Source organism: Terriglobales bacterium, from assembly GCA_035457425.1.
Taxonomy (GTDB): domain Bacteria; phylum Acidobacteriota; class Terriglobia; order Terriglobales; family Acidobacteriaceae; genus JACPNR01.
Window position 1 is genome coordinate 1 of the sequence record DATIBR010000116.1, and the last position, 2877, is coordinate 2877.

General features: G+C 66.4%; 5 protein-coding genes. 1 reads left to right on the top strand and 4 read right to left on the bottom strand.

The features are described 5' to 3' along the window. Both VLA96_08565 and VLA96_08570 read right to left on the bottom strand, forming a co-directional pair. Window positions 1-298, bottom strand: a 298-nt coding sequence (locus VLA96_08565; protein ID HSE49243.1) for a hypothetical protein, incomplete at its 3' end; no start/stop codon positions are given. 317 nt (window positions 299-615) lie between these two features. Beyond that, on the bottom strand, window positions 616-1272 hold the full coding sequence (locus tag VLA96_08570; GenBank protein ID HSE49244.1) for a response regulator transcription factor: 657 nt from the start codon (window positions 1270-1272) through the stop codon (window positions 616-618). Between the two features lie 179 nt (window positions 1273-1451). On the opposite strand from VLA96_08570, the gene VLA96_08575 reads away from it, so the two are divergent. Next, on the top strand, window positions 1452-1922 hold the full coding sequence (locus VLA96_08575) for a hypothetical protein (GenBank protein HSE49245.1): 471 nt from the start codon (window positions 1452-1454) through the stop codon (window positions 1920-1922). Here VLA96_08575 and VLA96_08580 read toward each other — a convergent pair. Continuing rightward, the gene (locus VLA96_08580) at window positions 1919-2560 is read right to left on the bottom strand and encodes a hypothetical protein (GenBank protein ID HSE49246.1); all 642 of its coding nucleotides are present in this window, start codon (window positions 2558-2560) and stop codon (window positions 1919-1921) included. The genes VLA96_08575 and VLA96_08580 overlap by 4 nt on opposite strands. A gap of 71 nt (window positions 2561-2631) precedes the next feature. Further along, a partial coding sequence (locus VLA96_08585) for a hypothetical protein (protein ID HSE49247.1) occupies window positions 2632-2877 on the bottom strand: 246 nt, incomplete at its 5' end.

Here is a 2877-nt window from a genome sequence, read left to right on the forward strand (position 1 = left end):
AGAACCACGCGCGACCTTCGTGATGCGTATTGGATCGCGACCAAGCGACAATCGGATGAGGGTTCGGCGAAGCAGGAATAAGGTTCACAACACTCGCGAACACGACTTCCGCGTAATACTGCAGGGCGCCGAGGTCTCTCCATGCCGGCCGCTTCTCCTCTTCTTGAACCAACCTCCCAAGCTGTTCATAGTTCCGACCTGTTGGGTTCTGACGCACTGCTTCGAGTGCGGCTTCGTACTCGTCAGAGTGTTCCTTGGGAGGGGAGGCGAAGAGTGCGCCGAACAGTATCAACTGCATGGCACCGAGTAGCACGAGGCTGCTCGCCAGCAAGCCACTGGAGGAAAGGCTCCGTCGCACGCGGGAAGGATACTGGAGGACTGGCAGCACGGCAAAAATTGAAAGGGGCCGGAAGCAGCGACCCTCGTGCTGTCCCAGCCCCTGTCTCCCAGGTTCTGTGGTAGGTGAGCGCAGTATGCTCCTGCCCCGGCAGCTCGACAACGTCACAAAAGACATGACCCGGCACGCGGCCAGGTACATGTCCCGAAGTAACGTTACCGCCATCAGAAAAACGCGCCGGCGAGTCGCCGGCGCGTGCAAGTTCCGAGGTCGATCCCCTACTTCGCCGTGACGAGCGAGTGGGTGATGGCGTGGACGGAGAGCGCGATGCGGTTCTGGACGCCCACTTTGCGCATCAGCTTGGCGACGTGCGCCTTCACCGTGCGCTCCTCGATGCCCAGCGCGGCGCCGATCTCCTTGTTGGAGCGCCCCGCGACCAGCAGCTCGAGCACTTCTTTCTCGCGGTCGGTGAACGTGACGCGCCCCGCCGGGAAGATGCGTCCCGGCGACGAGCTCACGCGTTCGATGAACATCGAGAGCACGCGGCGCGGCGCCCACACCGAGCCCTGGTGCACGATGCGGATGGCCATGATGAACTCCGCCGGGCTGGCGCCTTCCTCCACGTAGCCCTTGGCGCCCGCGGCCACGGCTTTCAGGATGGTCTCGTCGTCGGCGCCCGAGCCGGTCACGATGATGCGCAGGTCAGGCCGCGCCGCCTTCAAGCCGGCCATCACGTCGAACAGGTTCTGGCCGTTGCGGCTGCCGAGCAGCACCAGCTCCACGTCTTTCTGGTTGGCGAGGTCGGAGAGCGAGGCGGCGATCGGCTCCAGGTCCGGCTCCGACTCGAACAGCGTGCGGAACCCGACAAAGCGCAGGGGGTCGCTTTCCAGGACAGCGATGCGGATACGGGGTTTCTTCGCAGGGGCCGGCTTCATAAAGCCTTTCTCTCTTCCGGGGGACTTCTCTCTTGCGAGAGCAGCGCGTAGCATATCCCCATTCGCTTTTGGTGCAAAGGCTCGGATGGGCCGGTCGGACACTGGCCGGCAGGACTAGCACCAAAGTCACCCGCCGTTGGCCGTTGGCGGAAGATCCTGCATCCCAAGACTACGAAGCCATGAAGCTCACTCTCGCTCTCGCCACACTCGTCCTGCTGGCCGCCGCGGGGACCGCTCAGGAGCCGGCCGCGAGCCCGGCCGCCGCCGCGCCCGCGCCTTCCGCCAAGCCGGCCGCTCCGCCCTACGCTCCCAAGTCGCCGGATGACAAGGCGCGCTCGCAGTCGGAGTACAACAGCATCGCCTACGCCCGCACCGTCCTCGCCAATGAGCGCGAGTACAAGAAGAAGATGGGCAGGTACTCCGCCAGCCTGATGGCCCTGGCGGGCGGTGGCCGGTCGTTCACCAAGCGCATGGCGCGCGCCGACCGCGGCGACTACACCGTGCAATACCGCGGCGGCAAGGAAGGCTTCTCGGTCACGCTGGTGCCGAAGCAGTTTGACGAGACCCGCCGCAGTTTCTACCTGGATTCCAGCGGAGTGCTGCGCGTGCAGGAAGGCGCGCCGGCCACGGCAGGATCCGACCCGCTCTAGCGGCGCGGGGCGCTGCGCCCGGCGGGACGCGGCAGCAGGACGGGAGCGGCCGCGGAACGCTCGCGCGCGGTCGTCCCCACGCCCGTATCCGACTCGCCCAGCTCATAGCCGTCTAGAAACCCGGAGCAGAAGCGCTCCCGGCCCGCCGGCGCCTGCTGGCATTGGTCGGCGGCTTCCTGGCGAGCGGCGCGGTAGCCGGCGAAGAAACCTCCGTCGTACAAGCGGTCGACCGCCGCCTCGCCCTCCACCCCGGTCGCCAGCCGCCGCAACTCGCCCAGCGCGCGGAATTCCCCGCCCGCGAACCCATCGCGATAGCCGATGGCCAGGCCTTCACGGAAGCCCGCGCGGAAGCTCTCGCGGCTGCCGAATGCCGCCGCGTAGCCTTCGCTGGCGCTCTTGTATTCGGCGCTCTTGCGCACTTCCTGCGCGCCGCGGCCTATCTGCACGTCCTCGTTGCCCATGCCGAAGCCCACTTCGTAGCCGTGGATGTAGCCGTGCGCGAAGGGCGAAGCTCGGAACAGGCGCTGCGCCGGATCCGCGCTGATGTGATGGTCCGCCGACGCCTGCCCGGCGCAGAGCGCCGAGAAAGCGAGAACGCACGTGAGGATAACGACCCGGAATACGCCGATGGGACCCACAGCAGCTCTCCTGCTGAGGAGTGAGATGTCGCCAGCAGTTACCAAGATGTAAACGGTCGCGCCGGGCCGGCTCAGGGACCGGCGTCAATCCGCGTCGCCTTGCCGCGCCGATAGGTCACGGTCAGCTTGCTGCCGCCGTTGGGGTAGACCACCACTTTCTCCTCCGGGTCTTCGGAGCGGAAAGGCGTTCCCATGCCGACCGCGAAAGAGGCCTGGATCTCGTTCATGCCGGGCTTGATCTGGTGCTGCTCCACCGCCTGCCACACCTCGGGCGACCAGTGCTTGTAGAGCTCGTGCGGGTCCTCGATGAACAGCGC

Bases quoted from the DNA above. Each gene is read 5' to 3' on its own strand.
- VLA96_08575 (HSE49245.1), top strand. From the start codon at position 1,452: ATGAAGCTCACTCTCGCTCTCGCCACACTCGTCCTGCTGGCCGCCGCG.
- VLA96_08570 (HSE49244.1), bottom strand. From the start codon at position 1,272: ATGAAGCCGGCCCCTGCGAAGAAACCCCGTATCCGCATCGCTGTCCTG.